Genomic DNA, 24,855 nt, shown 5'->3' with positions numbered 1-24,855 from the left:
ACTCTCCCCGACAAGAGACTCGACATGCTGGACCTTCTGCTTCCCCTGAGCCTGTCCGCCGTCTTCGGCACCGTGGTCGGCACGCTGTTCCGCCTCTCCCGCCTGCCGGGCCGCGAGCGCCCCCTGCGCTTCCCGCTGGTGGGCCTCACCGCCGGCATCACGGCCTTCTTCCTCCATCTGGTGCTGAACGCGGTGACCGGCGCGCCGGTCTGGCTGCTGCCGGTGCTGGTGATCCTGCAGGTCTGGCTGTGGCTGGGGCCGCTGGGGCCGAAGGTCGATGGGCCTCGGGACTGAACGGAACTGAGCTGAGCTGAGCGAAACGCCCTCATGGCGATATCACCACGACATCCGCCGCGGCGAGGCCGCGGCGGATGTCATGGGGCGCATGCGCCCCGTGGAGATGGCGCGTCGCGTCCCTACTCGGCCAGCGCCAGCGGGAGATCCTCGCCCCGGGTCCACTCGGCCATCGAACCGTCATAGAGGCGAACCTGATCGAAGCCCGCCACCTCGCTGAGCACGAACCAGTCGATGGCCGCCCAGTGACCGGTGTTGCAGAAGGCCACGGTGGGCACCTCGCGATCCAGCTCGGCGGCGTTGATGCGCGTGCCGAGCACCTCACTGTCCAGGTACCAGGCCTGCTGGCGCTGGGTCAGCAGGCGGTGGAAAGGCAGGTTGCGGGCGCCGGGAATGGTCCCGGGTGCCGTGGCCGCGGGCGACTGGGTCTCGCCGCGGAAGTAGTCCGCCGGCCGGGCGTCCACCAGCTGCGCCTGGGTCTCGCGGGCGGCCTGCACCTCCTCGGTGGTGGCGATCAGCGTCGTATCAAGCTCGCCCCGGAAGTCGGCGGCATCGGGGGGCGGGGTCGCGCCGCTGGCGACCTCCTGCTCCTGGGCCTGCCAGCCGGCGAAGCCGCCATCGAGGATCGCCACCTCATCGTGCCCCAGCACCTTGAAGGTCCAGTAGACCCGGGCGGCGCTGCCGAAATCGGTAGCGCCGGTGCCGGCGGGCACGATGACCACGGTATCGTCGTTATCGATGCCGAGCCCGCCGATCAGCGACTCGAGGCTCGACACCGAGGGCAGCAGGCCGGCGACGTCGTTTCGGGTCTCGCGCCAGCCGGCCTCGGTGTAGCTGCTATAGACACTGCCAGGGATGTGCGCGGCCTCGAAGCTGCCGCGATCACCGCCGTCGTCGATCCCCGACCGCACGTCGAGCACCACGAGATCCTCGCCACCGAGCCGCTCGGCGAGCCAGCCAGCCTCGACCAGCGGCTCGACATCGGCGGCAATCGCCGGGGACGTTGCCATCGCCAGGCCCAGCCCCATGAACACGGACTTGATCATATTCCCGACCTCTTTACTCGGATATAGATGAGCTCATTATCCGGGCATGATCGGCGACCACAATATGAACAAATAGAATGAATGATCAGAAGCTCCTGGAAAAAGGTCATAAGAGCGTTCACGGCAGCGAGAACTCTCCCACCGCCTCGACCGTGCGACGATAGGCGGGCCGCTCGCGACAGGCCGCCAGGAAGGCGCGCAGCCGCGGGTGGTCGGCCAGGCCGCCGCCGGCCTCCAGCGCCAGCAGCGGGAAGCTCATCTGGATATCCGCCGCGCTGAAGGCCTCCCCGGCGAACCAGGGCCCACGCTCGAGTTCGGCCTCCCAATAGTCGCTCAGCTGGCGGATCTGCGGCGCGAGGAACTGCTGTTCCACGCCCCGGGCGAACAGCCGGCCGATCGGCCTGGCCAGTGCCGGCACCGGCGGCCTGCCGAGGCTGGCAAATACCAGCCGCATCACCAGGGGCGGCATCGCCGAGCCCTCCGCATGGTGGAGCCAGAAGCGGTAGCGCTCGCGCGCCTCGCTGCCCGCCGGCGGCACCAGGGCGTCCTGCGCCTCGAAGCGCTCGACCAGGTACTCGAGGATCGCCCCCGACTCCGCCACCGCCCGGCCGCCTCGCGCCTCGTCGGTGATCACCGGCGACTTGCCCAGCGGATGCACCTCGCGCAGCGAGGCGGGGGCCAGCATCGTGCGCGCGTCGCGCCGGTAGGTGACGATCTCGTAGTCGACGGCCAGCTCCTCGAGCAGCCACACGACCCGCTGCGAGCGGGAGTTCTCCAGGTGATGAACCGTGATCATGCCAGTCTCCTTGGTGCCTGCCCCGGATGGCCGGGGTGATCCCCGCCACCCTAGCACGCCGCGCCGGGTCGTCTCCTGCCAAGGTCGTCTTTGCCAGCCTTCGGGCGGTCACTAAACTGATCGGTAACGCTGCATGAACGCAGGCATGCAAGACCGCACACGCCGAGCGGTCGCACGGCAGAGTCTTCACACATATCAAGGAGGGCACCATGGCCAAGGTGCTGGTGGTGGATGATGAACCCAACATCGTCCTGTCCCTGGAGTTCCTGATGCAGCAGGCCGGCTTCGAGGTGGACACCGCCGAGGACGGCGAGAGCGCCCTTTCGCGCATCGCCGAGGCAGCCCCCGACCTGCTGCTGCTCGACATCAGCCTGCCGGGCATCAGCGGATTCGATGTCCTCGAGCGCCTGCGCGCCGATCCGACCCACGCGCGGCTGCCGATCGTCATGCTCACCGCCCACGGCCGCGAGGTAGAGCGCGAGAAAGGCCTCGCCCTGGGCGCCGACGACTACGTCACCAAGCCCTTCTCGACCCAGGCGCTGGTCGAGAAGGTCAAGTCGCTGCTCGCCGAGGCCCCCTGATGGCCCGGCGCAGCAAGGGCCTGCCCCGTCGCCAGCGGCTGATCGGCCTGTGGCTGCTGCTCAGCGGCGTCAGCATCTTCGGCGGCACCGTCTTCGCCCTGTGGCTCGACGGTCTGGCCGGGCTCACCGGCATGGCGCGAGTCTGGCTGTGGCTCGGCTGCCTCTCCGGCGGCGGTACCATCTTCCTGGTCGGCCTGCTGCTCGAGCGTCAGCTGTTCACCCCGCTGCGCCACCTGCAGGTGCAGCTGGCTCGCCTGGTGGCCAAGCCCGATGCCCGCCAGGACTATCCGCCCGAGGGATGGCTCAAGGGCCTCGGCCCCGACCTGATGCGCGTTCGCGAGGCCTGGCGCGCAGACCGCGAGCGCCTGGCCACCGCCCATGCCGAGGGGGCACTCAGTGCGACCCGAGTGCGCCAGGAGCTCGAGACCCTGCTCCAGGTGCTCGATACGCCGCTGCTGCTCTGCGATCACCATCGTCGGCTGCTGCTCTTCAACCAGGCCGCCGAGACGCTCTTCGAGGGCCACCCGGGCCTTGGGCTCGGCAAGCGGCTCGACGCCCTGCTGCCGATCGCGAGCCTCGAGGGCGCCTTGGGCGAGCTGCCCGACGACGGGGCGCCCCGGGAGATCCTGGTGCCCTGCGACGAGCGCTGGCTGCACGCGGTGCTGCGCCGCGTTCCCCATAGCCATCAGGAGACCCTGCTGACCCTCACCGACACCACCGCGGCTTGGTCCAGCGAGATGGGCGCCCGCGCCGAGCTGGCCGAGATGCTGCCGCCCCTGCGCCGCCACAGCGCGAGCCTGTGCAGCGCCGCCGACGCCCTGATCGGCGTGCGCACGGCCACACCGACCGGCGAGCTGGGCCAGCGGCTGGAGGCGGTGATCGACGAGGAGGGCCGGGCGCTGGCGCAGCAGCTCGAGCAGATGGGCCGGGTGATGGAGGAGATGCACCGCCAGGGCGAGCGGCTGGTCGACCTGTGGTCCAACGACCTCTGGGCGTCGCTCGCCGCCCGCCACGGCAGGAACGGCGTCACGATCATGCCCATCGGCATGCCCGCCTGGCTCAAGGCCGATGCCCCGGCGCTGCTGGCGCTGCTCGACTCGCTGCTGCCACGGCTGGCGAGCCACGCGGGTCGGGAGGAGCTCGAGGGCGAGGTGTGCCTGGGCAACCGGCGGGTCTACCTGGACCTGGTCTGGCGAGGTGGGGTGCTCGGCGAGTCCCAGCTCGAGGCGTGGCTCGGCGAGCGACTGGACGCCCTGCCCTTCGCGCCCCGCGTCGCCGACGTGCTGCGCCAGCACGGCAGCGACGCCTGGAGCCTGGCCGACGACGACGGCCTGCATGCCCGGCTGCGCCTGCCGCTGCCGGCGGCTGACCGGGTCGCCCCGCCGCGCCCGCGCACCCCGCCGCGCCCGGAGTTCCACGACTTCGGCATCGCCGAGATGCCCCCGCCGGACGCCGAGCTGGCGGCACGCCCCCTGCGCACCCTCGACGTGGTCGCCTTCGACACCGAGACCACCGGCCTGGAGCTGCGCCGGGGCGACACCGTGGTGAGCATCGGGGCCTGTCGCATCGTGAATGCCCGGCTGCTGGCCGACGACGTCTTCGACCTGCGCGTCGATCCCGAGCGCCCCATCCCCCCGGCCAGCACCGCCATCCACGGCATCACCGACGACGACGTCGCCGGCGCCCCGCCGCTCTCCGTGGCCCTGCCGCGCTTTCGCGACTACATCGGTGAGGCGGTGATCCTCGCCCACAACGCGGCCTTCGACCTGCTGGCCATCCAGCCGCCCGGGGGCGGCGTCAGCTTCGACATTCCGGTGCTCGACACCCTGCTGCTGTCCCGCGCGCTGGACGAGAGCCTCGACGGTCACGACCTGGACAGCCTGGCCGACCGCTACGACCTGAGCTTCCCGCCCGGCACCCGCCACACCGCCCTGGGCGATGCGCGGGTCACAGCGGAGCTGTGGCTCGCGCTGCTGCCGCGCCTGGAGGCCAGGGGCATCGAGACCCTGGAGCAGGTGCTGGCCCTCCAGGCCAGTGCCCTCGACCGGGAGGACGCCTACGCCTCGTGAACACGCCTCGCCGCAAAGAGCGCCTGATCGCCCTGATCGTGCTGGCGGCGCTGCTCTTCTCGCCGCCGCTGGTGCTGATCGCCGCCTCCTCGGCGGGCGGCGTGAGCCGGCTGGTGCCCTACGTCTTCCTCGCCTGGGGTGCGGTGATCGGCCTGATGGCCTGGCTGATGGAGCGTCGCGATGAGGAGGGACGGGATGCGGAGTGACGGGCGATGACCGGCGGCCCCATGGTGGTGGTGCTCGCCTTCGGCTACCTGGCGCTGCTCTTCGTCATCGCCGCCTGGGGCGATCGCCGCGCCGCCCAGGGTCGTTCGCTGATCGGCTCCCCCACGGTCTACGCGCTCTCCATCGCCGTCTACTGCACCGCCTGGACCTTCTACGGCAGCGTCGGGCGTGCGGCCCAGTTCGGCCCCAGCTTCCTGCTGATCTACCTGGGTCCGACACTGGCTATGCTGATGGCGCCCTTCGTGATCGGCAAGATGGTGCGCATCGCCCGCGCCCAGCGCCTCACCTCCATCGCCGACTTCATCAGCGCCCGCTACGGCAAGAGTTCGAGCCTCGGGGCGCTGGTCGCGCTGATCGCCCTGATCGGCATCACCCCCTACATCGCCCTGCAGCTCAAGGCGATCACCGTCAGCCATGCCGTGCTGGTCAACTACCCCCAGGCCGCCGACCTGCCGCTGGCCGACGAGCGCTTCTGGAGCGACCGGTCGTTCTGGGTCGCGCTGGTGCTGGCGGTCTTCATCATCCTCTTCGGCACCCGCCACCTGGACGCCAGCGAGCGCCACGAGGGCATGGTCGCCGCCATCGCCTTCGAGTCGCTGGTCAAGCTCGCGGCCTTCCTCGCGGTGGGGATCTTCACCGTCTTCGTGCTCTTCAATGGGCCCACCGACCTCTTCGCCCAGGCGGGCGAACGCGCCGAGCTCACCCGGCTGCTGGGCCTGGAATCGGTGCCCGGCGGGGCGCTGGGCTGGGTAGGCATGCTGGTGCTGGCCTTTCTCGCCTTCCTCACCCTGCCCCGCCAGTTCCAGGTGCTGGTGGTCGAGAACGTCGACGAGCGCCATATCAAGCGCGCCAGCTGGCTCTTCCCGCTCTACCTGCTGGTGATCAATCTGTTCGTGATCCCCATCGCCCTGGCCGGGCTGCTGCTGGACGGCGGCGACCCCGACAGCTTCGTGCTGACCCTGCCGCTCTCCGCCGGGCTCGAGGCCCTGCCGCTGCTGGTCTTCATCGGCGGTCTCTCGGCCGCCACCGGCATGATGATCGTCGAGACCATCGCCCTGTCGACCATGGTCAGCAACCAGCTGGTGATGCCGCTGCTGCTGCGCTCCAGGCGCCTGCACCTGAGCACCCGGGGGGAGCTCGCCGGCTGGCTGCTGGGCATCCGCCGCGTCAGCATCCTTGGCATACTGCTGCTCGGCTACCTCTATCATGCACTGATCGGCGAGACCTACAGCCTGGTGACCATCGGCCTGGTCTCCTTCGCTGCGGCGAGCCAGTTCGCCCCGGCGCTGCTGATCGGCCTCTACTGGCGCGGCGCCCGCCGTCGCGGCGCGGCGCTGGGCATGGGCGCGGGCTTTGTGGTCTGGGCCTGGACCCTGCTGATCCCGGGCTTCGCCCAGTCCGGCTGGCTGGACTCGGGCTTTCTCGCCACCGGTCCCTGGGGCATCGCCTGGCTGCGCCCCTATGCGCTGTTCGGACTCGAGGGCTGGGACATCTACACCCACTCGCTGCTCTGGAGCCTCGTCGCCAACGTCGGCCTGCTGGTGGGCGTGTCGCTCTTCACCCGCCCCTCGGCCCTGGAGCAGACCCAGGCGGCGCTGTTCACCGAGACCATGCCCCAGGGCCTGGTGCCGGCCTCGCTGTGGCAGGGTCAGACCACCCGCGGCGAGCTGCGCGCCCTGCTCGACCGCTACCTGGGCGAGGCCGCCAGCCGGCGGGTCTTCGCCGCTCATCCCGGCGAGGCCGATGAGGCCGATGACGACCAGCCGGCCCCCGCGGCGCTGACGCTGCGGGCCGAGCAGGCCCTGGCCGGGTCGCTGGGCAGCGCCTCGGCCCGGGTGCTGATCGACTCGGTGGCGCGCGGCGAGGCGCCGGACCTGGAAGCGATCCTGCGGATCCTCGACACAACCTCCGAGACCCTCGAGATGAACCGCCGCCTCGAGCAGCAGTCCCGCGAGCTGGCCCGCGCCAGCGAGGAGCTGCGCGCGGCCAATGCGCGGCTGCGCGAGCTCGACCGCCTCAAGGACGAGTTCGTGGCCATGGTCAGTCACGAGCTGCGCACGCCGCTCACCTCGATCCGCGCCTTCGCCGAGATCCTGCGCGACAACCGGGCGCTGCCCGACGAGAAGCGCGAGCACTTCCTCGACGTGGTGGTGCGCGAGAGCCAGCGCCTGTCGCGGCTGATCGAGGAGATCCTCGACCTGGCACGGCTCGAGAGCGGCCGCCTGACCCTGTCGCCGACCCGCCTCGACCTGGTGGCGCTGACCCGCCAGAGCGTCGAGGCGGTGCAGCGGCTCCAGGAGGAGCGCGGGGTCACCCTCGAGGTGGCGATCGAACCCGAGGCCGCCTGGGTGGTCGGCGATGCCGACCGCCTCGAGCAGGTGATCATCAATCTGCTCGACAACGCCGGCAAGTTCGCCGCCGACGACGATCCCCGGGTGCTGCTGCGCCTGGCGCGCCACAAGAATCACTATCGCCTCGCCGTCGAGGACAACGGCCCCGGCATCGCCCCCGACGAGCGCGAGCGGGTCTTCGAGAAGTTCCACCAGATCCAGCACCAGGAGAGCGGCGAGACGCGCGGACGCCCGCGCGGCAGCGGGCTCGGCCTACCCATCAGCCGCGGCATCGTCGCCCACCTGGGCGGGCGACTGTGGATCGAGGAGGCAAGCCGGCTGGGCGGCGCCTGCCTGGTGATGGAGCTCCCCGAGGCGCCGGCCGAGGACCCCTCACTTCGTGAAGAGGCAGGTGAAGCGCCCGGTGAAAAGCTCGGTGTAACGCCCGGAGAAAATCTTAAAGGGAAGCCCGACGAGAGGCCCCGGCGGGACTCCGCCGAAGCGCACCAGGACTCGGCCGGCGAGCGCGACGGGGAGTGAACCGGCGACTCAGCCCGCCCGTCGGGCGCGACGCAGCAGCGCGCGGATCTCGCGCAGATCGTGTCGCAGCAGCAGGCGCTGATCCTCACGCAACCGGGTGGTATCCACCCAGCCATCCGGCGTGCGCCCCTCGGCCAGCGCCAGGCGCTGCTCCGCCAGGATCAGTCCCTGCAGCCGCTCGAGTGCGGCGATCAGCGCCTCGGCCTGCTCGGCGGCGAGCGCCTCGCACATCACCAACGCGACCAGGCGCGCGCGGGTATCCGGCGGGCGAACGCCGTGGCGAAGCGCCAGCAGGCGCACCGCGCCGACCAGCGGCAGCACGCCCTGGCGCTTGAGGTTGATGGCGCGCTCGTGGGGCGCGTCCTCGGCGTCGCCGTGCAGCCGGCCGAGACGGTCCAGGGCCACCGGCAGCTCGTCGAGCAGGCTGGCCATCTCGTCGAGGAACAGGTGCGCGGCGGTCAGGCGATTGGCCACCTGCTCGGCCAGCCCCTCGGCCAGCGCCGGCTCACCGAAGAGCGGACGGAAATCGAGCAGGATGTTGGCCTGCTGTACGCGCTTGATGCGCCGCTCCGCCGTCCAGATCTCGAGCTGCGCCCGCCACTCCGAGAGCCGCTTGCGCCACATCGGAAAGCGCGCCATGACGTGCCCCTGGCAGAGCGGAATGCCCGCCGCATCGAGGCGCGCGGTGAAGCGCTCGCCCAGCGACTGAAAGTAGCCGTCGATCTCGGTATGCCGCGCATCCGGGTAGTCGGCGATGATCATGGCGTTGTCCTGATCCGGCGCCAGCAGGCTCTCGTGACGTGCGCCCGAGCCCAGCACCAGCACGCAGAAGGCCGCCGGCGGCGCCCCCCAGCCCTGCGCCCGCATCTCGGAAAGCGAGAGCTCGATGGCGCGCCGATAGAGCCCGTCGTTGTGGTCGCTGATCAGCTGACTAATGCGCCCGGCGGGCAGGTCGAGGCGCTCGAGTGCCGTCACGAGCTCACCCTGCCAGGCATGGGCCGCGGCGAGGTCGGGATGCGGGCCGAGGCGCTCGAGGGCGGCGCGCAGCGGATCCAGCAGCGCGGGCCAGGTCGCGGGGTCGGGGTGTGCCTCGTCGGCGAACAGCGCCCGCCAGGACGAGGAACGGTGCAACAGGCGCATGGACTCTCCGTGTCATGTCACGAATCGGCAGTGCCTCGAGTCTAACGAGCGCATTGGTTCGCCACACTTGGGCGAAAGGCCAAGGCGATGGGGGCAGGCAGCCGATGACAGGAAAGCGATGATGGGGAGGCGATGATGGGGAGGCGATGGCCGTGGGGGCCAGGACAGCAGAGGGCGGTTAAGGAAGGCGTTTAACAACGGCTTTCAGCAGGGACTTTCAAAGAGGGCGTTCAAGAAGAGAAAGACGCGCCCCACCGGCGGGGGCGTCGTCGGAGTGGCACCGCGGGCGCCGCTCAGCGCGGCGAGAACATGTCGTCGCCGACCTCGTCGATGAAGCGCTCGGCCTTGCGGACCATCAGGGCGTCGCAGGCCTCGCGCCCGGGCACCATGTCGGAGCGCTCGAAGCGGTGCTCGAGCATCTCGCCGGCCTGCCCTTCGCTCGAGGGCACCGGCCGGCGGATCCAGCCGCTGACGCGATACTGCCCCCCCTGGTCGGCGGGCTCGGAGACGATCAGATAGCCCTTGTATTCGACCGGCTCGGCGGCGGGCGCGCCCTTCGGCTCGCCCTCGTTGCCACCGAACAGGCCGGACAGCAGCTTCTTCAGCATGGAACCTCCTGAAAGCAAGACGCCGGCACGAGGCCGGCGTCGGGGTGGCTCAATCCTGACGGCGACCCTTGCCGGCGGCGATACGCAGGCGCAAGGCGTTGAGCTTGATGAAGCCCTCGGCATCCTTCTGGTCGTAGGCGCCGGCATCGTCTTCGAAGGTGGCGATGGACTCGTCGAAGAGCGAGGCGTCGGACTTGCGACCGGCGACGATGGCGCTGCCCTTGTAGAGCTTCATGCGCACCACGCCGGAGACGTTCTTCTGGGTCTCGTCGATGGCGGCCTGCAGCATGCGACGCTCCGGGCTCCACCAGTAGCCGTTGTAGATCACCTCGGCGTACTTGGGCATCAGCTCGTCCTTGAGGTGCGCCTCCTCGCGGTCCAGCGTCAGCGACTCGATGGCGCGGTGGGCGCGCAGCATGATGCTGCCCCCCGGGGTCTCGTAGCAGCCGCGCGACTTCATGCCCACGTAGCGGTTCTCGACGATGTCGAGGCGGCCGATGCCGTTGTCGCCGCCCATCTTGTTGAGCTTCTCGAGCACTTCATGGGGCTTCATCGGCACGCCGTCGATGGCCACGATGTCGCCGTGCTCGAAGGTCAGCTCGACGTAGGTGGGCTGATCGGGCGCGGCCTCCGGCGAGACGCTCCAGCGCCACATGTCCTCCTCGGCCTCGGCCCAGGGATCCTCGAGGATGCCGCCCTCGTAGGAGATGTGCAGCAGGTTGGCGTCCATGGAGTACGGCGACTTCTTCTTCTTGGAAGAGAAGTCCACCGGGATGTCGTGCTGATCGCAGTAGGCCATCAGCTTCTCGCGGGAGTTAAGGTCCCACTCGCGCCACGGGGCGATCACCTTGACGCCCGGCTTCAGCGCGTAGGCGCCGAGCTCGAAGCGGACCTGGTCGTTGCCCTTGCCGGTGGCGCCGTGGGAGATGGCGTCGGCGCCGGTCTGGTTGGCGATCTCGATCAGGCGACGGGCGATCAGCGGGCGTGCGATGGAGGTGCCGAGCAGGTACTCGCCCTCGTAGATGGTGTTGGCGCGGAACATCGGATAGACGTAATCACGCACGAACTCCTCGCGCAGATCCTCGATGTAGATCTCCTTGACGCCCAGGGCCTCGGCCTTGGCGCGCGCGGGTTCGACTTCCTCGCCCTGGCCGATGTCCGCGGTGAAGGTCACGACCTCACAGTCATAGGTTTCCTGCAACCACTTGACGATGACGGACGTGTCCAGGCCGCCGGAATAGGCGAGCACGACCTTCTTGACATCGGACATGCTGAGGCTCCTTTTGGCTAACGATCATGAAAGGGAGCGATTATAGCGCGACGAGCCTCCAGCGAACACCGGCGACGGGACGCGCTGCGGCCAAGCTGGTAGACTGCCGCGGTTTAGAGAAACGATGCCCCAGACAAGGAGAGGTGCATGAGCGAGGCGATGGCCCGCGAACTCATGGCGCAGCGGTTCCGCAGCTTCCTGCCCGTGGTGGTGGACCTGGAGACCGGCGGCTTCAACGCGCAAGGCGATGCGATCCTGGAGATCGCCGCGGTAACCCTGACCATGGACCCGGAAGGCAACCTGCTGCCCGATGCCACCTATGCCTACCATGTCACGCCCTTCGCCGGGGCCAACGTGGAACAGTCGGCCCTGGACTTCACCGGCATCCGCCTCGATGACCCGCTGCGCCAGCAGGTCGCGGTCAGCGAAGCCGAGGCGCTGGGCGAGATCTTCCGCCCGGTGCGCAAGGCCATCAAGTCCCACGGCTGCACCCGCGCCGTGCTGGTCGGCCACAACGCGGCCTTCGATCACGGCTTTTTGAACGCGGCAGTGGCGCGCTGCGGCATCAAGCGCAACCCCTTCCATCCCTTCTCGAGCTTCGATACCGCCTCGTTGGCCGGCCTGGTCTACGGCCAGACCGTACTGGCCCGCGCCTGCCGCGCCGCCGGCATCGAGTTCGACAACAGCGCCGCCCACTCGGCCCGCTACGATACCGAGCGCACCGCCGAGCTGTTCTGCGCCATGGTCAATCGCTACAAGGACCTGGGCGGCTGGGACCTGGCACAGCGCGAGCAGGGCATGGAAGAGGCCTGAGGCCGGCCGCCGCATTCGGCTAAGCGCATGAAAAACCCCCGCCGGTACGCCGACGGGGGTTTTTCATGGGCGGCGGTGGTGTCGCCGGCTCTCAGGCCTGAGCGTCGCCCTCGCCTTCCTGGGCGCGCGCGGCCGCGGCCTTGACCAGCGTCTCCAGCTCGCCGGACTGGTGCATCTCGGCGACGATGTCGCAGCCGCCGACCAGCTCGCCCTCGACCCACAGCTGCGGGAAGGTCGGCCAGTTGGCGACCTTGGGCAGCTCGGCGCGGATGTCCGGGTTGTCCAGCACGTTGACGAAGGCAAAGCGCTCGCCGCAGGCCATCAGGGCCTGGACGGTCTGTGCGGAGAAACCGCACTGCGGCAGCTGGGGCGTGCCCTTCATGTAGATCAGGATGGGGTTCTCGCCGATCTGGCGCTGAATGTTCTCGACGGTAGTGCTCATGACGTCTCCCTTACTCGTTTACTGGACTCGTGTGCCGGGGACCCGGTGGGGTTCGGGCAATACCCGAGCGCGCGGGTCGGCCTTGTGGATGAGGGTCATTCTACTGATGCCGGGCGCGTTGCGCATCCCCCGTGGGCTGGCTAGGATGGTCGTTTTTCCCCGTGGAGCGACCCCATGGCCATCCGCCATTTTCTCACCCTGCTTGACCTCAGTCCGGACGAGCTGCGCTACCTGATCCAGCGCGCCATCTCGATCAAGAACGGCCTGAAGACCCACGGGCCCACCTATACCCCGTTCGCCAATCGAACCCTGGCGATGATCTTCGAGAAATCCTCGACGCGCACCCGGGTCTCCTTCGAGACCGCCATGGCGCAGTTCGGCGGCCACGCGCTGTTCCTGTCGTCGCGCGACACCCAGCTCGGCCGCGGCGAGCCGATCGGCGACACCGCCCGCGTGCTCTCGGAGATGGTCGACGCGGTGATGATCCGCACCTTCTCCCACCAGGGGCTTGCAGACTTCGCCTCGGCAAGCGCGGTGCCGGTCATCAACGCCCTAACCGACGACTACCACCCCTGCCAGCTGCTCGCCGACGTGATGACCTGGACAGAGCTGCGCGGCAGCGTCAAGGATCGCACCGCCGTGTGGATCGGCGATGGCAACAACATGTGCCACTCCTGGATCAACGCCGCCCGCCAGTTCGACTTCCGGCTGCGCATCTGCTGTCCCGAGGGCTACGAGCCGCGCCAGGACATCCTCGATGCCGCCGGCGACCGGGTGAGCATCGTGCGCGACCCCAGGGAAGCCGTCGCCCAGGCCGACCTGATCACCACCGACGTCTGGGCCTCCATGGGCCAGGAAGAGGAGCAGGCCAAGCGCGAGGCGGACTTCGCCGGCCTGCAGGTCACCGAGGAGCTGCTCGATCGGGCCCGGGAAGACGCTCTCTTCCTGCATTGCCTGCCCGCCCACCGCGGCGAGGAGATCAGCGACACCCTGCTCGACGACCCGCGCGCCGTGGTCTGGCAGGAGGCGGGCAACCGCCTGCACGCCCAGAAGGCGCTGCTCGAGTTCCTGCTGCTGGGACGCGTGGAGAGCTGACGAAGGACGCGACGAGGGTCGTCTTATACCTTGGTATGACATCGACCTTCGTCGCATGTATAATGCGCCGCAGCAATCCCGCTCAGGAGATGCGGCAGCATGAATCATTCCCACCCCAGCCCCAGCGGCATGCAGCGCAGCCTGCGCCAGTGCCTCTCCCACATGGCCGCCATGCTCTATCGCCACGGCCATGTGCTCGAGACGGTCACCATCAGCCATCGCGGCCTCGATCGCCGGGCCCTGAAGACCCTGGATGCGGCCACCAGCGACTGGGCGCCCTGCCAGACGATCCTCGAGAACAGCCAGGCCGCCACCTGGAACGACCAGCAGCGCCTGGTACTCACCGGCCTCGGCCGCGAGCTGCTGTTCGACATGTTCGGCGAAGGGGCCGCCGACTGCGCCTGAGCCCGATGCCGGGCTAGCGTATCGAGACCAGCCTCGAGACCAGACCTGAAGACCAAGCCCTTAAGACCAGGCCCAGAAAAATGCCCGGGCGCGCACGTGATTGCGCGCCCGGGCATTTTTGGTTAGGTTGTGACGACTTGTCGGGGAGCCCCGGTACGCTCATGGAGACGTGCACGGGGGCTGAGATCGGTACGGCCGAACCCGTTGAACCTGATCAGGTTGATGCCTGCGGAGGGAACAAGCTGTCGTATCGTCTAGCAGCTAGCAGCCCCCTTTCGTCATCCAGCCTGTTCCTCCACGTCTTCTGCTGGATGGACAACGCCATGACACACCCCACCGAGAGTACCATCGCCGTGGCCGGCGCCGGCCTGCTGGGCCGCCTGGTCGCCTGGCAACTCCTTCGCGACGGCCATGCCGTCACCCTCTATGACGCCGGCGACCTGGAACAGCCCGCCGCGGCCGCCTGGACGGCGGCCGGCATGGTCGCGCCGCTGTGCGAGACGGCGGTCTCCGAGCGCAGCGTCTATGAGATGGGTCAGTTCGCCCTGGCCCAGTGGCCGCGCTGGCTTGAGGCGCTCGACGCTACCGCCCTGTGGCACCATCAGGGCAGCCTGATGGTGGCCCACGCCCAGGACATGGGGGAACTCACCCAGTTCCGCCGCGACCTCACCCACGTGCTCGGCGACGAGCCGGCCTGCCAGGCGCTGGACGACGCCGAGATCCACCGGCTGGAGCCCGACCTGGCGGCGGGCTTCCGCCAGGGCCTCTACCTGCCGGACGAGGCCCACCTGGACAACCGCGCCCTGCTCGAGCGGCTGCTGGCCGAGATCCGCCGCCTGGGCGGCACCTGCCACGCCCACTGCCCGGTGGACACCTTCCCCGGGGAGATCGAGACCCGCGACGGCCGGCGCGCCTTCGACCTGGTCGTCGACTGTCGCGGCACCGGCGCCCGCCAGCACCACGCCAGCCTGCGCGGCGTGCGCGGCGAGACGCTGCACGTGCAGACCGCGGAGATTCGGCTCTCGCGCCCGGTGCGCCTGATGCATCCGCGCTACCAGCTCTATGTGGTCCCCAAGCCCGACCAGCGCTTCGTCATCGGCGCCACCCAGATCGAGAGCGAGGACCGCTCTCCCGTCTCGCTGCAGTCCTCCCTGGAGCTGGGCAGCGCCCTCTACACCCTGTCGCCGGCCTTCGCCGAGGCACGCATCCTGGAACAGGGGGTCAACCTGCGCCCCGCCTTCCGGGACAACCTTCCCCATGTCACCCAGCGTGACGGCCTGATCACCGCCAACGGCCTGTTCCGCCACGGCTACCTGCTGGCACCGGCGGTGGCCTGCCACCTGCTGGCCACCATCCGCGGCCGGGGCGAGACGCCCTTCGCCGAGACCCTGACGGGACATCCCCCCCAGGAGAGCGCTGCATGAACGAGATCACCCTGAGCCTCAACGACGAGGCCACCCGCCTGCCGGCCGACACGGCGCTGGCGGACGCCCTGGACGCCTGGCACTACACGGAGCGTCGCGTCGCCGTGGCGATCAACGGCGAGTTCGTGCCCCGCTCGGCCTACCCCGAGCGGGTCCTTAGGGACCGCGATCGCATCGATATCGTGGCCCCGGTGGGAGGCGGCTGATGAACGTATCACACGACGACATCCTGACTCTCTACGGCGAGACCTTCTCCAGCCGCTTCCTGCTGGGCACGGCCCTCTACTCGTCGCCCGCGGTGATGCAGGAGTCCATTCAGGCCGCCGGCTGCGACATGGTGACCCTGGGGCTGCGCCGCCAGAATCCCGCCGAGGGCGACGGCGACGCCTTCTGGCAGATCCTGCGCGACAGCGGCTGCCGGCTGCTGCCCAACACCGCCGGCTGCCGCTCGGCCCGGGAGGCCATCACCCTGGCCCAGATGTCCCGGGAGATGTTCGACACGCCCTGGATCAAGGTCGAGGTGATCGGCGACGACTACAACCTGCAGCCGGACCCCTTCGGCCTGCTGGAGGCCTGCCGGACGCTGATCGACGACGGCTTCAAGGTGCTGCCCTACTGCACCGACGACCTGGTGCTCTGCCAGCGCCTGCGCGACGCGGGCTGCCAGGCGCTGATGCCCTGGGGCGCGCCCATCGGCACCGGCCGCGGCCTGATGAATCGCTACGCCCTGCAGACACTTCGCCAGCGCCTCGACGTGCCGCTGATCATCGACGCCGGCCTCGGCGCCCCCTCCCAGGCCGCCGAGGCCATGGAGATGGGCTTCGACGGGGTGCTGCTCAACACCGCCGTGGCCAAGGCCCACCGGCCGGCGCTGATGGCCGAGGCCTTCGCCGAGGCGATCGCTGCCGGGCGCAAGGCGTATCGCGCCGGACTGATGCAGCAGCGCCAGACCGCCAGCCCCAGCACGCCGACGGTGGGGCAGCCGTTCTGGCATAGCGGCGGCTGACGGGCAGCGCCGCAGCCACCGACGAACCGACCCGCGCAGCGGCCGAAAGGGATGACGCCGGGTCGGGGAAGTCTGCTATCGTCGGGTCGAATCGACAGCGACGACAGGAGGCACCCCGTGAGCAGCGAACGCGTTCCCCAGACCATGGCGGCCATGCTGCTGACCGGGCATGGCGACGTCGACCGCCTGGCCTATCGCATCGACGTGCCCGTGCCGGCCCCGGCCCGCGGCGAGGTGCTGGTGAAGGTCACGGCGACGGCCAAGAACAACACCGACCGCAAGGCCCGCGAGGGCCTCTACCCCACCAAGGACAAGGGCGAGGTGACCTCCTTCGCCATGGGCGGCTCGCCGACCCTGACCTTCCCGCGCATCCAGGGGGCCGACGTGGCCGGGCGCGTCGTCGCCGTGGGCGGGGGCGTGCCGGCCTCGCGCATCGGCGAGCGCGGCCTGCTCGACTTCAACCTCTACCCCGATGAGCGCCGCGATCTCAACCTGATGCCGGACTACTACGGCCACGGCGCCGACGGCGGCTTCGCCGAGTACATCGCCGTGCCGGCAGACCAGTTTCACCACGTGCCCAACCCCGAGCTCGCCGATGCCGAGCTCGCCGCGATGGGCATGTGCTCCTACCAGACCGCCTACCACATGATGACCTCGGCGCGCGTCGCCGCCGGCGAGCGGGTGCTGGTCACCGGCGCCAGCGGCGGCGTGGGCACGGCACTGATCCAGCTATGTCGGATCGTCGGCGCCATCCCCTACGCGGTGAGCCAGCCGAGCAAGGCCGACGCCCTGCGGGCACTCGGCGCCGAGGCGGTCATCGATCGCGGCGACCTACCGCGCTTCGTCGAGCGCGTCCTCGAGGCCACCGACGGCGCCCCCATCGATGCGGTGATGGATCTGGTGGGCGGCGAGATGACCGACCGCTTCATCGACACCATGATCGTCGACATGGCCAGGCGCAGCACCTATCCGCGACTCTCCATCGCCGGCGCCAGCGGCGGCAACGTGAGCGAGCTGATGTGGACGCGTATCTATCTCTATCAGGTCCAGATCTTCGGCGTCTCCCACGGCACCCGCGAGGAGGCCGAGCAGCTGGTGGCCTGGATACGCTCGGGTGAACTCCGACCGGTGCTGCACGCCGCCTTCCGGCTCTCCGAACTCCATGAGGCCGAGCGTTACTTCGTCAACCGCGGCAGCGGCTACCTGGGCAAGATCGTGATCGTGCCGGATGCCGAATGGACCGAACATGGCGCGCCTTTCGCGCTCGAGGAACCCGCATGAGCCAGCCCCTGACCCTGCAACTGATCGACACCCACGCCGGCGGCGACGTCAGCCGCATCGTCGTCGGCGGTATCACCCCGCTGCCCGGCGCCACCGTCCGCGACCAGATGCACTACCTGCGCGACGACGCCGACGGCCTGCGCCGCCTGCTGCTGGAGGAGCCCTACGGCATCCCCGAGATGTCGGTGGATCTGCTCGTCCCCCCCAGCGACCCGAGGGCCGTGGCGGGCTACATCATCATGGAGGTGATGGGCTACCCCATCTATTCCGGCTCCAACACCATCTGCACCGCCACGGCGGTACTGGAGAGCGGTCTGGTGGCCAAGCGGGAGGGACGCCAGCAGTTCACGCTCGAGTCGCCGGCGGGACTGGTGCAGATCGAGGCGCTGGTCGAGAACGGTGTGGTGGAGGCGATCACCTGCGCGGGGCTGCCGAGCTATATCGACACCTACCGCGCCAGCATCCACGTGCCCAGGCTCGGCGACGTGACTTACAGCGTGGCCTACAGCGGCGGCTTCTATGCCCTGGTGGACGCCACGGAGCTCGGCTTCTCGCTGGTGCGCGAGGAGGAGCGGGCGCTGGCCGACTGCGCCCACCGGATCGTCGAGGCGATCCAGGCCGAGCGCGGCTTCTCGCACTACACCCTGGGCGACGTGGGCCCCCTGCCCTTCCTGCACTTCATGGGGCCCGTCGAGCAGGTCGCCGACGGCTACTATCGCTCCCGTTCGACCACCTACGTGCATCCGGGCGTGATCTGTCGCAGCACCACCGGCACGGGCACCTCGGCGCGCCTGGCGCTGATGCACCATGAAGGGCGCATCCAGCCGGGCGATCGCCTGGAGACCATCTCGCTGCGCGAGACCGGCTTCATCGGCGAATTCATCAGCACCCACCAGGAGGGCCCCCTGACGGTGGTGGAGAACTCCATCACCGGCAAGAGCTACGTGCTCGCGCACTCCGACATCGTGGTCAACTGCACGGACCCACTGGTGGAGTGCGCCGGCCTGCACCATATCCTGACCACCGGCCGAACCGAGGCCGACTGAGCACCGCGCGCAACGACGCCGCGCCGCCTGTCGGTTTCGGACCGGCAGGTGGCACCCTCAGTAGGTGCGACGATAGCGCATGGCGGCCAGGACCCGCTCCCTGGCCATCGCCACGGCGGCCTCGCGGGGCAGCACCTGGCCCTGCTCGGCCCGGTGCAACACCGCCGCGACGTTGGTGCGGAGCTTCTCGGCGATGATCGCCAGGGCCTCGCCTTCGCGCCCGCCCCGGTACTCGACCGCCGAGCAGATCACCCCGCCGGCATTGACGATGAAGTCCGGCAGCACCACCACGCCGCGCTCGGCCAGCCGCCGCTCGGCGTCCTCGGTCAGCGGGATGTTGGCCCCTTCCAACACGACGCGGGCCCGCAGGCGCTCGACATTGCCCGCGTGGATGACGTCAGGCCGCGCCGCGGGGATCCAGATATCGCAGTCGACATCGATGATGGCGTCACGCGACCTCGCTTCTCCCTCCGAAAAGTCCGCCACCGACCGCCCCTGCCGCTTCCAGTCGATCAGCGCCGACACGTCGAGGCCCTCGTCACGGTGAATGCTGCCCGCCGAGTCCGAGACCGCCACGATCCGGCTGCCCCGCTCGACCAGATGGCGGGCGGCATGCATGCCGACCGCGCCGAATCCCTGCAGGGCGACGCGAGCCCCGGCGATCGGGACCGCCCCGAAGGGCTCGGCCGCCTCGAGGGCGACGGCCAGCCCGAAGCCGGTGGCGCCGATCTCGTCCAGGGGAATGCCGCCGATCTCCCGGGGCAGCCCCACGGCACGGCCGGTCGTGTCGTGCACCCAGGCCATGGCGATCTCGTCGGTGCCCATGTCCGGCCCCGGGATGTAATCCCGCACGTCCTTCAGGGCATGGGCGTAGGCCCGCACCAGCCGCTCCTTGTCGGCGATCGCCATCTTCGGGTCGGCAAAGATCACCGCCTTGGCCCCGCCATGCGGCAAGGAGGCCGCGGCATTCTTGAGCGTCATGGCACGCGCCAGTCGCGCACACTCCGCGAGGCTAACGTCGGGCGCCATGCGCGTCCCGCCGAGGGCCGGGCCGGCCGCCACGTTGTCGATCACCAGGATCGCCCGAAGTCCGGCCCCAGGGTCCTGCAGGTAGAGCACCTTCTCGGGCCCCAGCGCATCGGCAAGCTCGAAGGCATCGTCCATCAGCGTATCCCCCGTCGTGACGCCCCTGACGTCAAGCTAGCAGGGATCATCCGCGCCGGGAGGCCCGCGCGCCTCCCCGAGGGTCGCCTAGCGCCAGCGCCAATCGGGTTCGAAGGGGGTAATATCACAGAGCTCGCCGCTCCGCGTCATCTCGCGGCGCAGGGAGAAGCCTGCCAGGGCCTCGCCGGGATCGAGACTCGCCAGCTCATCGAAGGCGAGGCCCTGCCACTGCTCGCGACTCACCTTGACGCTGAACAGGTAGCGGCGCTCGCCGCCATCGGCGGCCGGGTCATCGAGGCGCCGATAGCCCGAGACCAGCGCCAGCTCGATGCGCGGCAGCCGCGCGAAGGCCGCCCCGATCACGCGAAAGGCCACGCCATGCAGGTAATCCCGGTAGAGCTGGCGCTGTCGCGTGACCGTGAGCCGGTGCGGCGACAGCTTGATGCGCTTGGCGGGCATGCTCCAGCGGCGGTCGGGCATCTCCTCCTCACCGGGCAGGTCGATATCCAGGGCGATGGTGCGGTAGTCGTCGACCAGCGCGAAATCGATCAGCGTCTCGCGCGGCCAGTCGAACTCCTCCAGGCGCTCGACCAGCGTCTGCTGCATGGCGTCGGGGTCGTCCCAGCTCGCCTCGTCCTCGCGCTGCTGGCGCTGGAACTCCCGGGCGTCGAATTCCGCCTTGCGCCACTCCCAGGCACGATAGGCCTCCGCATGGTCCGCCTGGCGCCGGGCGTTCTCGCGGTCGTGCCGCTGGCGGGCCGGCGCCCAGAGGCCCTGCCACCAGGCGGGGCGCGCCTCGGCCACCGGCACCGGAGGCGGCTCCGGGTAGCTGCGCGGCCGATAGCCGGTGGCATCCGGGGCCGGCGTCTGCTCATGCAGACGGCCAAGCCGGTCGAGCTGCGCGTTGAGGTCCTCGCAGTGCGCGCCGAGGGCCTCACGCAGCTCCGCCTCGGCGCCGCGCCGTACCTCTCTGGCCTCAGCCGTGGTCATTCGCGTGCCATCGACATGCCGGTAGCGAATCTCTCCGCTGGCGGTAATCTCCAGATCGACCGGCAGCGCCTCGCCCGCCTCCCCCCGCCCAACCAGCAGGCTGATACCGGGCGGACCCAGCGAGAGACCGGGACGCAGGCGCGTGGTGTTGAGACGCACGCCGGGTGCGAGACGAATACGACGCTGGAAGCGAAACTCCACGGTGATCTCCCCGACGGCCTGTCCATAGCAATGGCCTACTGTACCGCCTATGGGTCATGAAGTAAGGGCGCCATTAGGGGAAAACGCCGTGATCCAAACGCCGCGTTGACGATCCGCCCGGCCTCGACCGACGGAACGCGGGCAGGACCCGCTGAGAGGACCCGCCGGGAGGCCCCGGTAACGCGGCGCTGCCGTTTTCTCACTCACGAGCAGGCACGAAAAAGCCGCCTGGCGCATTGCGCCAAGCGGCTGATTCTCTGTAACTTGTTGGTGGAGCCTAGCGGGATCGAACCGCTGACCTCAACACTGCCAGTGTTGCGCTCTCCCAGCTGAGCTAAGGCCCCACGTCGTTCCCGCCTTGCGAGAACGAGACGAATAGTACGGAACTCCTTGGCGTGCGTCAAGCCCTGGATGGCATTTCTACGGCTTCGCCCTTACGCCAATTACACTTAGACACAGAATGTGGCATCCTAATCGTCCTTTGCCGTCCGGCCAGTCGACATGCAGGCGAGCCCTTCTCCCGCACTCGCCTCGCGCCGACTCTCACCCACCAGCTTCAGGAGCGTCCGAGTGATCAGGGTTCTCGTCGCCGATGACCACCACCTGGTACGGACCAGCATCGCCCACCTGCTGAATGCCGAGCGCGGGATCCGCGTGGTCGGTGAAGCAGCCAATGGCGAGGAAGCGATCAGCCAGGCACGCGCGCTCGAGCCGGATATCGTGCTGATGGACATCCGCATGCCCGGCATCGGCGGGCTGGAGGCCACCCGCAAGATCCAGCGATTCACCAGCGATATCCGCATCCTGGTGCTGACGGCCTTCATCGAGGAGACCTTCGCCCAACGGCTGCTGGAAGCCGGCGCCCACGGCTTCATCAGCAAGGGCTGCCAGCAGGATGAGATGGTCGAGGCCATCCACTGCGTGTTCGATGGCAAGCGCTATGTCAGCCCGGAGATCGCCCAGCGGTTGGTGCTGTCGCGCATCGACGCGCCGGACAACCCCTTCGATCAGCTCTCCCAGCGCGAACTCCAGGTGGCCATGATGGTGGTCAACTGCCAGCGCGTCGCCGATATCGCCGATCGCATGTTCCTCAGTCCCAAGACCGTCAACACCTACCGCTACCGGATCTTCGAGAAACTCGGCGTGGCCTCCGACGTGGAGCTGACCCACCTCGGCCTGCGCCACGGCCTGGTCGACGGCTTCAGCGACGCCGACTGAGTCCTTGAGGCGCGGTCGAATCTGGTAGAATCACTGACTCGTTTCCCTCTTCCGGCACGCCGCACCCATGAGCTTCGATTCCCGCGACTTCCTCGGCAGCGTCAGCCAGTCACCCGGGGTCTATCGCATGCTCGACGAGCAGGGCGAGACCCTCTACGTGGGCAAGGCCCGGCGGCTGCGGGCACGCCTGGCGAGCTACTTCCGGGGCGCGCACAACGCCAAGACCCAGGCCCTGGTGGGCCGCATCGCCGACATCCAGGTCACGGTCACCAACAGCGAGACCGAGGCGCTGATCCTCGAGCAGACGCTGATCAAGGAGCTGCGGCCGCCCTATAACATCCTGCTGCGCGACGACAAGTCCTACCCCTTCATCTTCGTCACCGACCGCCACCCCTTCCCGGCCCTGGAGTACAAGCGCGCCCGAGTGCGTCGAGACGACGGGCGCTACCTCGGCCCCTATCCCAGCAGCGGCGCCGTGCGCGAGAGCCTGTCGCTGATGCAGAAGATCTTTCGCATCCGTAACTGCGAGGACAGCGTCTTCGCCCATCGCACCCGGCCCTGCCTGCAGTACCAGATCCAGCGCTGCAGCGCGCCCTGCGTGGACTTTATCAGCGAAGCGGACTACCGCCGCGACCTGGAGCATGCGGTGATGTGCCTGGAGGGCAAGAGCGAGGCGGTGACCCGGGAGCTGACCGAGGCCATGGAGGCCGCCAGCGCCCATCTGGACTTCGAGGAGGCCGCCCGGCTGCGCGACCAGGTCCAGGACCTGCGCCAGCTGCAGCAGCGCCAGTTCGTCGACACCGGTAACGGCGACGCCGACGTCTTCGCCTTGGCCAGCCGCCCCGGCGCACTCTGCATCTCGGTGCTCACGATGCGCCAGGGCCGCCTGCTGGGGGCGCGTCACCACGCCCCGCCCAACGGGCTCGACCTGGGGCCCGAGGCGCTGCTTGGCGACTTCCTCAGCCAGTTCTACCTGGGGCAGGCGCGGGAGATCCCCGCCGAGGTGATCACCAGCCATCCGGTCCCGGAGGCCGAGCTGATCGCCCAGGCGCTGAGTGAGCGCGCCGGCAAGCGCATCCGCGTGACCGATCAGGTGCGCGGCCATCGCGCCCAGTGGCGGGAACTGGCCCGCACCAACGCCGAGCAGCAGCTGGCCAGCCAGCTGGCGAGCCAGAACCAGCTGGCGAAGCGCTTCGCCGCCCTGCGCGAGGCCCTGGGTCTCGAGCAAGCCCCGCGGCGGCTGGAGTGCTTTGACATCAGCCACAGCCACGGCGAGGCGACCGTGGCCTCCTGCGTGGTGTTCGACGAGAACGGCCCCCGCAAGTCCGACTACCGGCGCTTCAACATCGAGGGCGTGGCTGCCGGCGACGATTACGCCGCCATGCGCCAGGCACTGACGCGCCGCTTCCGGCGCCTGGCCGAGGGCCAGGGCGAGCGGCCGGACATCCTGATCGTCGATGGTGGCAAGGGGCAGCTGAACATGGCCCGCGAGGTCTTCGCCGAGCTCGGCGTCACCGGCGTCACGCTGCTCGGCGTAGCCAAGGGCACCACCCGCAAGGCGGGCCTCGAGACGCTGTTCGTCGAGACCGTCGATCGCAGCCTGGACCTCGATGGCGCCTCGCCCGCCCTGCACCTGATCCAGCATATCCGCGACGAGTCCCACCGCTTCGCTATCGCCGGCCACCGGGCGCGGCGCGACAAGACGCGGCGCACCTCGACCCTGCAGGACATCCCGGGGGTCGGCCCGCGCCGGCGCCGCGAACTGCTGCGCTTCTTCGGCGGCCTGCACGGCGTCAAGCAGGCCAATCGCGAAGAGCTGGCCCGGGTTCCCGGCATCAGCGCGACGCTGGCCGAGACGATTCATCGCGCCCTGCATGGATGACCCGAGCGCGGGCGGATAGAATGAGTGACTTTCCCGGCACCCAAGGCAAGGACCGCATCTCCCGATGAACATACCCAACCTGCTCACCCTGGCCAGAATCGTCTTCATCCCGCTGCTGGTGGTGCTGTTCTATCTGCCCTTCTCCTGGAGCATGCCGCTGGCCGCCGCGCTGTTTGCCCTGGCCGCCGTGACCGACTGGCTCGACGGCTACCTGGCCCGCCGCTGGGACCAGTCCACCCCCTTCGGCGCCTTCCTCGACCCGGTGGCCGACAAGCTGATGGTCGCGGTAGCCCTGGCGCTGCTGATCGAGCGCTACGACGTCATCTGGCTGACCCTGCCGGCGCTGGTGATCATCGGCCGCGAGATCGTCATCTCCGCGCTGCGCGAGTGGATGGCCGAGATGGGCAAGCGCGGCCAGGTGGCCGTCTCCTGGATCGGCAAGGTCAAGACCACGCTGCAGATGACCGCCCTGCTGCTGCTGCTGGCCTTCACCCCGGGCACGCCGATCGCCATGCTCGGCGTGGTGACCCTGCACGTGGCGGCCCTGCTCACGCTGTGGTCGATGATCCTCTACCTGCGCGCGGCCTGGCCACACCTCAGCAGCTCCATGCGCTGAGGGGCTGGCGCTCAAGAGATCGAAAAGCGTTTGACAGTCACCGACTTATCCGTATAATACGCACTCGAGTCAGGCGGGAATAGCTCAGTGGTAGAGCATCGCCTTGCCAAGGCGAGGGTCGCGAGTTCGAATCTCGTTTCCCGCTCCATTCCCCACGAATGGAAAGACTCATGAGGCTGGATGGCAGAGTGGTTATGCAGCGGACTGCAACTCCGTGTACGCCGGTTCGATTCCGACTCCAGCCTCCACTATTCCCTGGTTGCCCGCTCGTGACCGAGCCGCCCGGATGGCGAAATTGGTAGACGCAAGGGACTTAAAATCCCTCGGTGGCAACACCGTGCCGGTTCGAGCCCGGCTCCGGGCACCAGCTCAC

At 69.2% G+C, this 24,855-nt stretch carries 24 protein-coding genes, 4 tRNA genes and 1 riboswitch; of the genes, 19 read left to right on the top strand and 9 right to left on the bottom strand.

Going from position 1 to position 24,855, the window contains the following annotated elements; translation table 11 throughout:
* Positions 1-24 precede the first annotated feature (24 nt).
* A complete protein-coding gene (locus ABE957_RS12415) occupies positions 25-294 on the top strand; it encodes a hypothetical protein (protein WP_349759001.1) in 270 nt (89 codons plus the stop codon).
* A 122-nt stretch (positions 295-416) separates the two neighbouring features.
* Here ABE957_RS12415 and ABE957_RS12410 read toward each other — a convergent pair whose 3' ends face one another.
* On the bottom strand, positions 417-1,340 hold the full coding sequence (locus ABE957_RS12410; protein ID WP_349759000.1) for a sulfurtransferase: 924 nt from the start codon (positions 1,338-1,340) through the stop codon (positions 417-419).
* 118 nt (positions 1,341-1,458) lie between these two features.
* Positions 1,459-2,136 (bottom strand): glutathione S-transferase family protein, encoded by a 678-nt coding sequence (locus ABE957_RS12405; RefSeq protein WP_349758999.1) that lies wholly within the window; start codon positions 2,134-2,136, stop codon positions 1,459-1,461.
* 209 nt (positions 2,137-2,345) lie between these two features.
* Between ABE957_RS12405 and ABE957_RS12400 the strand changes: the two genes are divergently transcribed.
* From ABE957_RS12400 to ABE957_RS12385, 4 genes are read left to right on the top strand one after another with little or no spacing between them, the layout of a single operon-like run.
* The gene (locus ABE957_RS12400) at positions 2,346-2,717 is read left to right on the top strand and encodes a response regulator transcription factor (protein WP_349758998.1); all 372 of its coding nucleotides are present in this window, start codon (positions 2,346-2,348) and stop codon (positions 2,715-2,717) included.
* A complete protein-coding gene (locus tag ABE957_RS12395) occupies positions 2,717-4,786 on the top strand; it encodes a 3'-5' exonuclease (protein ID WP_349758997.1) in 2,070 nt (689 codons plus the stop codon). The genes ABE957_RS12400 and ABE957_RS12395 overlap by 1 nt, the downstream gene beginning before the upstream one ends.
* A complete protein-coding gene (locus ABE957_RS12390; RefSeq protein WP_108446602.1) occupies positions 4,783-4,992 on the top strand; it encodes a hypothetical protein in 210 nt (69 codons plus the stop codon). The genes ABE957_RS12395 and ABE957_RS12390 overlap by 4 nt, the downstream gene beginning before the upstream one ends.
* A 6-nt stretch (positions 4,993-4,998) precedes the next feature.
* Positions 4,999-7,881 (top strand): ATP-binding protein, encoded by a 2,883-nt coding sequence (locus ABE957_RS12385; protein WP_349758996.1) that lies wholly within the window; start codon positions 4,999-5,001, stop codon positions 7,879-7,881.
* Positions 7,882-7,890: 9 nt separating this feature from the next.
* Here the strand turns inward: ABE957_RS12385 and ABE957_RS12380 are convergent, their stop codons facing one another.
* The 3 genes from ABE957_RS12380 to ABE957_RS12370 all read right to left on the bottom strand — a co-directional run bounded on the left by ABE957_RS12380 (position 7,891) and on the right by ABE957_RS12370 (position 10,899).
* On the bottom strand, positions 7,891-9,021 hold the full coding sequence (locus ABE957_RS12380) for a DUF294 nucleotidyltransferase-like domain-containing protein (protein ID WP_349758995.1): 1,131 nt from the start codon (positions 9,019-9,021) through the stop codon (positions 7,891-7,893).
* 293 nt (positions 9,022-9,314) lie between these two features.
* Positions 9,315-9,629: an HlyU family transcriptional regulator gene (locus ABE957_RS12375; RefSeq protein ID WP_349758994.1), complete on the bottom strand. Its 315-nt coding sequence runs from the start codon at positions 9,627-9,629 to the stop codon at positions 9,315-9,317.
* 49 nt (positions 9,630-9,678) lie between these two features.
* Positions 9,679-10,899, bottom strand: coding sequence for an argininosuccinate synthase (locus ABE957_RS12370; RefSeq protein ID WP_349758993.1), 1,221 nt, complete (start codon positions 10,897-10,899; stop codon positions 9,679-9,681).
* Positions 10,900-11,046: 147 nt separating this feature from the next.
* Between ABE957_RS12370 and rnt the strand changes: the two genes are divergently transcribed.
* Positions 11,047-11,712 carry a ribonuclease T gene (gene rnt / locus ABE957_RS12365; protein WP_349758992.1) on the top strand — a complete coding sequence of 222 codons (666 nt, stop codon included), beginning with the start codon at positions 11,047-11,049 and terminating at the stop codon, positions 11,710-11,712.
* 91 nt (positions 11,713-11,803) lie between these two features.
* On the opposite strand, the gene grxD is transcribed toward rnt, so the two are convergent.
* Complete coding sequence (gene grxD, locus ABE957_RS12360) at positions 11,804-12,154, bottom strand: Grx4 family monothiol glutaredoxin (protein WP_089849176.1); 351 nt, start codon at positions 12,152-12,154, stop codon at positions 11,804-11,806.
* Between the two features lie 174 nt (positions 12,155-12,328).
* Here grxD and argF point away from each other — a divergent pair, with 174 nt between their 5' ends.
* From argF to ABE957_RS12325, 7 genes are all read left to right on the top strand, one after another.
* A complete protein-coding gene (gene argF, locus ABE957_RS12355; RefSeq protein ID WP_349758991.1) occupies positions 12,329-13,249 on the top strand; it encodes an ornithine carbamoyltransferase in 921 nt (306 codons plus the stop codon).
* A gap of 99 nt (positions 13,250-13,348) precedes the next feature.
* Entirely contained in the window at positions 13,349-13,654 is a 306-nt protein-coding gene (locus tag ABE957_RS12350) for a hypothetical protein (RefSeq protein WP_349758990.1), read from the top strand.
* A 131-nt stretch (positions 13,655-13,785) separates the two neighbouring features.
* Positions 13,786-13,908: riboswitch (TPP riboswitch) on the top strand.
* Between the two features lie 69 nt (positions 13,909-13,977).
* Positions 13,978-15,078 carry a glycine oxidase ThiO gene (thiO, locus tag ABE957_RS12345; protein ID WP_349758989.1) on the top strand — a complete coding sequence of 367 codons (1,101 nt, stop codon included), beginning with the start codon at positions 13,978-13,980 and terminating at the stop codon, positions 15,076-15,078.
* Positions 15,075-15,284, top strand: a complete 210-nt coding sequence (gene thiS / locus ABE957_RS12340; protein WP_349758988.1) for a sulfur carrier protein ThiS — start codon at positions 15,075-15,077, stop codon at positions 15,282-15,284. The genes thiO and thiS overlap by 4 nt, the downstream gene beginning before the upstream one ends.
* Positions 15,284-16,084, top strand: coding sequence for a thiazole synthase (locus ABE957_RS12335; RefSeq protein ID WP_349758987.1), 801 nt, complete (start codon positions 15,284-15,286; stop codon positions 16,082-16,084). The genes thiS and ABE957_RS12335 overlap by 1 nt, the downstream gene beginning before the upstream one ends.
* Positions 16,085-16,228: 144 nt before the next feature.
* The gene (locus ABE957_RS12330) at positions 16,229-17,365 is read left to right on the top strand and encodes an alcohol dehydrogenase catalytic domain-containing protein (protein WP_349759049.1); all 1,137 of its coding nucleotides are present in this window, start codon (positions 16,229-16,231) and stop codon (positions 17,363-17,365) included.
* On the top strand, positions 17,362-18,411 hold the full coding sequence (locus tag ABE957_RS12325; protein ID WP_349758986.1) for a proline racemase family protein: 1,050 nt from the start codon (positions 17,362-17,364) through the stop codon (positions 18,409-18,411). Before ABE957_RS12330 ends, ABE957_RS12325 begins: the two co-directional genes overlap by 4 nt.
* Positions 18,412-18,468: 57 nt before the next feature.
* Here the strand turns inward: ABE957_RS12325 and ABE957_RS12320 are convergent, their stop codons facing one another.
* The 3 genes from ABE957_RS12320 to ABE957_RS12310 form a co-directional block, all read right to left on the bottom strand.
* Complete coding sequence (locus tag ABE957_RS12320) at positions 18,469-19,575, bottom strand: Glu/Leu/Phe/Val family dehydrogenase (RefSeq protein WP_349758985.1); 1,107 nt, start codon at positions 19,573-19,575, stop codon at positions 18,469-18,471.
* Positions 19,576-19,662: 87 nt separating this feature from the next.
* Positions 19,663-20,766, bottom strand: coding sequence for a DUF4236 domain-containing protein (locus tag ABE957_RS12315; RefSeq protein WP_349758984.1), 1,104 nt, complete (start codon positions 20,764-20,766; stop codon positions 19,663-19,665).
* Between the two features lie 268 nt (positions 20,767-21,034).
* A tRNA-Ala gene (locus ABE957_RS12310) sits at positions 21,035-21,110 on the bottom strand.
* Between the two features lie 226 nt (positions 21,111-21,336).
* Here ABE957_RS12310 and uvrY point away from each other — a divergent pair.
* The 6 genes from uvrY to ABE957_RS12280 all read left to right on the top strand — a co-directional run bounded on the left by uvrY (position 21,337) and on the right by ABE957_RS12280 (position 24,849).
* The gene (gene uvrY, locus ABE957_RS12305; protein ID WP_349758983.1) at positions 21,337-21,984 is read left to right on the top strand and encodes a UvrY/SirA/GacA family response regulator transcription factor; all 648 of its coding nucleotides are present in this window, start codon (positions 21,337-21,339) and stop codon (positions 21,982-21,984) included.
* Positions 21,985-22,051: 67 nt separating this feature from the next.
* Positions 22,052-23,866 (top strand): excinuclease ABC subunit UvrC, encoded by a 1,815-nt coding sequence (gene uvrC, locus ABE957_RS12300; protein ID WP_349758982.1) that lies wholly within the window; start codon positions 22,052-22,054, stop codon positions 23,864-23,866.
* A 64-nt stretch (positions 23,867-23,930) separates the two neighbouring features.
* A complete protein-coding gene (gene pgsA / locus ABE957_RS12295; RefSeq protein ID WP_349758981.1) occupies positions 23,931-24,482 on the top strand; it encodes a CDP-diacylglycerol--glycerol-3-phosphate 3-phosphatidyltransferase in 552 nt (183 codons plus the stop codon).
* Positions 24,483-24,555: 73 nt separating this feature from the next.
* Positions 24,556-24,630, top strand: a tRNA-Gly gene (locus tag ABE957_RS12290).
* A gap of 26 nt (positions 24,631-24,656) precedes the next feature.
* Positions 24,657-24,730, top strand: a tRNA-Cys gene (locus ABE957_RS12285).
* A 32-nt stretch (positions 24,731-24,762) separates the two neighbouring features.
* Positions 24,763-24,849: transfer RNA gene (locus ABE957_RS12280), tRNA-Leu, on the top strand.
* Positions 24,850-24,855: the final 6 nt, after the last annotated feature.

The sequence above is a fragment of the Halomonas pelophila genome, assembly GCF_040196315.1.
Classification (GTDB): Bacteria; Pseudomonadota; Gammaproteobacteria; order Pseudomonadales; family Halomonadaceae; genus Halomonas; species Halomonas pelophila.
The sequence above is the reverse complement of the archived record's forward strand: the minus strand, read 5'-3'. Positions and strand labels throughout refer to the sequence as shown.